General features: G+C 65.0%; 2 protein-coding genes and 1 pseudogene. 1 reads left to right on the top strand and 2 read right to left on the bottom strand.

Translation table 11 applies throughout. From position 1 onward, the window contains the following. Window positions 1-645 precede the first annotated feature (645 nt). Window positions 646-768, bottom strand: a pseudogene (locus tag EV216_RS18915) (IS110 family transposase); the annotation flags it as partial. A 16-nt stretch (window positions 769-784) separates the two neighbouring features. After that, window positions 785-1840, bottom strand: a complete 1056-nt coding sequence (locus EV216_RS17960; protein ID WP_132697235.1) for an alpha/beta hydrolase — start codon at window positions 1838-1840, stop codon at window positions 785-787. Between the two features lie 158 nt (window positions 1841-1998). On the opposite strand from EV216_RS17960, the gene EV216_RS17955 reads away from it, so the two are divergent. Then, window positions 1999-3675 (top strand): alpha/beta hydrolase, encoded by a 1677-nt coding sequence (locus EV216_RS17955; protein ID WP_132697233.1) that lies wholly within the window; start codon window positions 1999-2001, stop codon window positions 3673-3675. Window positions 3676-3803: the final 128 nt, after the last annotated feature.

Raw genomic sequence — 3803 nt, 5'->3', positions numbered from 1 at the left:
CCCGACGAACTCCGTCAGGGGCAAGGTTCCACATGGGTCAAATCTCAATGACAATTCCGACTGCCGCTGGGTCAGTTCTCAGTGACATCCAACACTCGCAATGCAACGGTTGCGCCTCCATCTGGAAATCTAGCGCTTGCGGCCTGTGACACCAGCCCTGCGGCGCCCTTCTAAACCCGTTCGCCGGGGAACCCCATCAGAGAGCCGGATCTGACGCATGGGGCGAATGACCTGTGTGGATAGCTCCTGCATGGCAAGACATTTCCGAGGTTGTTTTTGCACTGGTCAGAAGCAGACGTGTGTCCGGCCTGTTTGCGCGGCGCACGCGGCCGCTGGCCCTGATGGTTTCCGCTGGCCAAGTCCCATAGGGCTCTACGGACAAACATGTGTCCTTGACATTCGACGGGGTGTCCTTGCGGGCGGGCTGACTGTGCACCGTCACCTCAATGGTCTTGCTGTCTCTGTTGTCACATCCCTTCGCTTCAGGCGGAGTGCGGAGGACGATAGAAGCCGTTCCTGGTCAAGGCGGCCCATATGATCCGGGTCGGCTTGTTTGCCATGGCGACGGCGCCCAGGCGGGTCGGTTTCCGTTCGAGCAGTCCGATAGCCCCTGGATCGATACGGTCCGGTGTCTCCTTCATCTGTCGCAGCCGAGCGGCCATTCCTGGACTGACCTGCATCGCCGATGGTTGCGACGATGGCGGACGCCGTCACTGGGCCGAGCCCGATGGCAAGGATTGAGGTTCGGCACGTTGATAGTTGCTCGTCTTCGGGCAGCGTCCGGTCAATCGTCGTTCTCGCCGCGGAACTGCCGCAGGCTCCACATGTTGGAGCCTGTCTGGACGAGGTTTCGGCGCTCGGCGGCGTGCAGTCCTCCGTTCAGGAGCTGGTCAAGGTCGTCGCCGACCTCATCGCTGTAGATATGGTAGAGGTGACCTGTCGGGCTGTCGGCGGGCAAGTCGCTCAGGTCGATGACATCCACGCCTGCCAGCGTTTCGACCGCGTTTCCGGCCTCGCCCAGACGGGGATAGCCATGCAGCTGGGCCGAGACGGCGAGGGGGCGATCGCCCGTCGTGACATAGACCGTGATGTTCTCGGCGATGGGCGAGATGCGCGGCAACATCCTCTGAAAGATCGCGAAATCCATGTCCGGGGCGAGCAGCACGATTTCGTCGAGCCGGATGTCCGGGCGCCGGTTGGCCACTTCGTAGAGCGCAAGCACGACCCCCCGCGCCCCGAGGCTGTGGCCGACGACATCAACCACGCCGCTGCCGAAGCGGCGGTCGAGTTCGATGATGCTGTCGGCGAGATCGGGAACGCTCCAGTAGAGGTCGGCCTCATCATGGGTGTAGAGCGCGAGCGACCCGTCCGAGGGCCAGCTGAACCACAGGAAACGCCCGCTCAGGCGCGCGTTCTCCTGGAACAGAACGGCGCGGCGGCATCCCTTCTCGAAGCTTATGTAGTAGCCGTGGACGTAGATCGCGGGGGCTGCCGTCGCTGTAGCCTCCAAGTCGTCAAGGATCGACACGGCGTCAGACCGTGCCACGTCGTCCACGCGCAGGAACTCTTCCCGAAGAAACGCGGGCACGGCATCGGCGAGCGGGGAAAGGCCCTGGAGGTCGACCTCGCGGACGCGGCAACGGCCCGCGCTCAGGTCGCTGCGTTCGCCTCCGAAGCGGTCGGCGGGATCGTCCGTGCCTGTCGCGTTCCGAACCGTCAGGAATGGCACCTGGGCATCGGCCAGGTCGGTTTGCGCGCTTGACCCTACGGGCAGCGTCATAATCAATGGGGCGAGGGCTTTACATGTCGCCCGGAAAATACTGAGGAGAGGTTCACGCATCCTGTGCCCCTGGGAAGTCGGTTCGAAATACCCCTGACCTTATCTGTCACATTGCCGGGGGGAGACGCCAGTATCCGACCGCGGTATGTGTCCGTGGCGGGCGCGGAACGGCACCCTGCGTGGAACACGGCGGGCGGTGACCTGCGTTGGAGGATGCCATGACCAAGGTGCTCCTGTCCCGGTTGATCGGCCCGTTCTCGGTCCCCTGCCTGCTGTTGGGCCTGGTATTCTTCGCCGTCTCCCTGACGCCGTCGCTCATCCCGCGCGGGCCCGAAACGCAGGGAGTGCTGGGGGGATTGGTGACGGCGCTGGGATACCTCGCGGGCCGGATCGTCGCCCTTCTGTGGCGCGCGGCGGATTTGCCGGAATTGTCGGGACGACCGGCACGGATCGCGACCTGGCTCGCGTCGGCAATCGTCGTGGTCCTGTTCGCCTGGGTCCTCGGCTCTAGCCTGACCTGGCAGAACGACCTGCGCCAGAAAATGGGCATGGAGCCTGCCGACACCTTGAACCTTGCCCGCATCCTGATCGTTGCGGTCGGGGTCTTCGCGGCCGCGTTCTTCCTCGGTCGGCTCGTGGCCTCGCTCTTCCGGCTGATCCGCGCGTGGTTCTACCGCGTGATGCCGCCCCGCCGCGCCAATGTCCTGGGCGTCGTCACCATCGTGGTGCTCCTCTTCATCTTCACCCGCGACGGGCTCCTCGACCGGGTCGTCCTCGCGCTTGACGAGAGCTACGAGGCCGCGCAGGCCCTTTTCGACGAGGCGCCGCCGACCCCGGACGATCCGATGAAGGTCGGCAGTTCCGCCTCCCTGATCGACTGGGCGGCCATCGGAACGCCCGGGCGCGATTTCATCACCTCCGGTCCCGATGCCGAGGCGATCTCTGCCTTCACCGGGCGGGAGGCGCTCGACCCGATCCGCGTCTATGTCGGTCGGGCGAACGGCGAGACGCCGCGCGAACGCGCCGAACTGGCCCTGGCCGAGCTGCTGCGGCTCGGCGCATTCGAGCGGGAGGTGCTGATCGTGGCAAGCCCCACGGGCACCGGCTGGATGGATCCCGGCTCCCACGATCCGGTGGAATACATGCATGACGGCGACATCGCGACCGTCGCGGCGCAGTATTCCTACCTGCAGTCGCCGCTGGCCCTGATCCTGGAGACCGAAACGGGCCTCGAACAGGCCACCGCTCTTCAGGAGGTCGTGCATGGCCACTGGCAAACCTTGCCGCCTGACGACCGTCCAAGGCTCTATGTGCACGGCCTGAGCCTCGGCGCATGGTCGTCGATGTATGCAACCAACCTCTTCCGCCTGCTCGGCGATCCCATCGACGGCGCCTTCTGGGCCGGACCGCCGTTCCCCTCTGCCTTCTGGAACCACGTTCAGCACCAGCGCAACCCGGGCAGTCCCTGGGTCCTGCCGGAGATCGGGGACGGCTCACTGGTGCGCTATGCCTCGCACACGACAGATGCCTCCGAAGCCGCCGCCGACTGGGGCGGCATGCGCATCGTTTTCCTGCAGTATTCGAGCGATCCGATCGTGTTCTACGAACCGGCCTCGCTCTGGCGCGCGCCGCGGTGGATGCGTGAAGCGCCCGCCGCCGACATGTCCGATCACTTCGTCTTCGTTCCCATCGTGACGCAGTTCCAGCTGGCGCTCGACATGGCGTTGTCCTTCGGCTCACCCCCTGGCCACGGACACGCCTACTACGCGCCGGACTACATCGGCCCGTGGGTGCAGGTGACCGATCCCGCGGGCTGGACCCGCGCCGACACCGACCGCCTGATCGCCCATTGCGACAACGGGTTTCAGGCCGGGTGTTCGAACGGGTTGCACTAGCGTCCGTTCTGTTGCGGACAGCCCCCACCCGATGTGAACTGGCCCCCTTTTTGACCGGACACTTGGGCATGACCATGGAGGCTTAGGCATATGCCTGAGCACGTGCTTATGTCTGAGATAGAGATCAT

This window comes from Rhodovulum steppense (assembly GCF_004339675.1).
Taxonomy (GTDB): domain Bacteria; phylum Pseudomonadota; class Alphaproteobacteria; order Rhodobacterales; family Rhodobacteraceae; genus Rhodovulum; species Rhodovulum steppense.
This window is presented reverse-complemented; position numbering and strand designations above follow the sequence as displayed.